This window comes from Methylobacter svalbardensis (genome assembly GCF_037671525.1).
Classification (GTDB): Bacteria; Pseudomonadota; Gammaproteobacteria; order Methylococcales; family Methylomonadaceae; genus Methylobacter_A; species Methylobacter_A svalbardensis.
This window is the reverse complement of the sequence record NZ_JAWPOH010000160.1, coordinates 1-1,658: the sequence shown is the minus strand read 5'-3', so window position 1 is coordinate 1,658 and position 1,658 is coordinate 1. Positions and strand designations below refer to the sequence as shown.

Below are 1,658 nucleotides of genomic sequence, written 5' to 3'. Positions count from 1 at the left end.
TTTAGCGCCGATGATAGTGTGGCAGTTTGCCATGCGAAAGTAGGGAATTGCCAAGCTCTTAAATTAAAAACCCAAGTCTCTGCACTTGGGTTTTTTTTTGCCTTGCGTTTGATTCAACTTAGCGAATATCATTTATGCGTTCAATCTAAGTAGGATGTAGGTGAAAACTCCTTGTGGTTGCCTCGGACGATAGCAATGTCTTTACAATATGCAGCACTGATTGCGGCCCTGCTGTTTAGCCTGATAAAGCGCTTGATCTGCGCGTTCGAATGCGGTTTCACCGGTATCGTCAGCGATGAACTCTGTGACCCCGCAGGAAACGGTAATGGCAACGGAGGTGCCGCTGGCGTTAAAACCGGTTTTCTCAATAGTTTGACGTAGTTGGTTGGCCAGTATTAATGCCGATTGGCTGTCGGTATTCGGTAACAGCATAGTAAATTCTTCGCCACCAAAACGGGAGATAAAATCGGTTGTACGGGAATGCTCGGATAATTGTTTGGCGATTAATTGCAACACTTTATCACCGGCTTTGTGACCATAGCTATCATTGATATTTTTGAAGTGATCGATGTCCCAGACGATCAGGCTTAAGGGTGAATGGTAACGTTTCCAGCGAGCTAGTTCGGTTTCCAGACATTCGTTATAGGCATGGCGATTTGGTAGGCCGGTTAAGGTGTCGCGTAATGCCTGGGTATTGGCAATTTTTAGTTTTGATTTGAGGTCGCAGGATTCTGACTCCATATCTTTTATTTTATTAACCAAATTATCCAGTTGTTGTTGTGTCTTTTGGCGGTGGATAGCTTCTTTTTGGCTGTGATCCTGAATTTCTTTGGCAATATTGGCTAATCGACTGTTGATGATTCCCTTTAAAGGTTCCAGTTTGGTGGCGTTCGTCGAGCTTAACTTTAATTCTTCCATCTGTTCAGAAACGGATTGATTGAGTTTGCTTCTGTTTTCGGCCGATTCAATGGCAGCCGTACTGGCCCCGATCAGGCTCAGATCCAGTGCAGCCAGTTGTTCGGTAATATGAGCGAGAAATTTATCAATGTCTTGCTGTTCGGATTGGTTGTGTTGTTTGATTTTAAGCAACAACTTAAAGGACTTGTCCAGAATGGTTTCAAAAGCCGTTGCAGTTTGATTGGAAGCGGCTAGCAACTGTTTTGCAGCTTGAGCCTGTTGATCAAAGATGCTGGGGATTTCGATGCTTTCCAGTAACAGCAATAACTGTCGACTGACAATGCCTATATCAATCTGGTTGGCGATAATATTTGGCGGTGAAATGTCGCCGTCAGGCTCGATGATTTCAAGTATGGCGATAAATAATTGTTGGGGGTTTTTAAATTTTACGGTCTCGGCTTCATTCTTTAGCCATTTTAATGCATTTTGATGTTGTTCGGTTAGATATTGCTGAAGCAGGAAATCAAATAGCAGATCTGTTTCCACTGACGGGTTTTGAGGTGACGGGATGATTAAAGTGGTAAATTTTTCAAGGGCAGCTTTAAGTGCGGTGCTATTTATACCCTTTTTTAATGGCTATGTCATCGTTAAATATTGAAAATTCCCCAGAGCAGCATTGAGTAGGGTTTCCGGCGTGAGTTGGCAGTGTTGTTCAAAAGCCCGTCGCCAGCCCAGGTAGTTTGGCAAGTATTTGGTAGCTA

General features: G+C 43.5%; 1 protein-coding gene and 1 pseudogene. Both read right to left on the bottom strand.

The window, feature by feature from the left end:
* Positions 1-201 precede the first annotated feature (201 nt).
* Positions 202-1,443, bottom strand: a complete 1,242-nt coding sequence (locus RW114_RS20540; RefSeq protein ID WP_340124588.1) for a GGDEF domain-containing protein — start codon at positions 1,441-1,443, stop codon at positions 202-204.
* 90 nt (positions 1,444-1,533) lie between these two features.
* A pseudogene (locus RW114_RS20535) lies at positions 1,534-1,658 on the bottom strand (IS1595 family transposase); the annotation flags it as partial.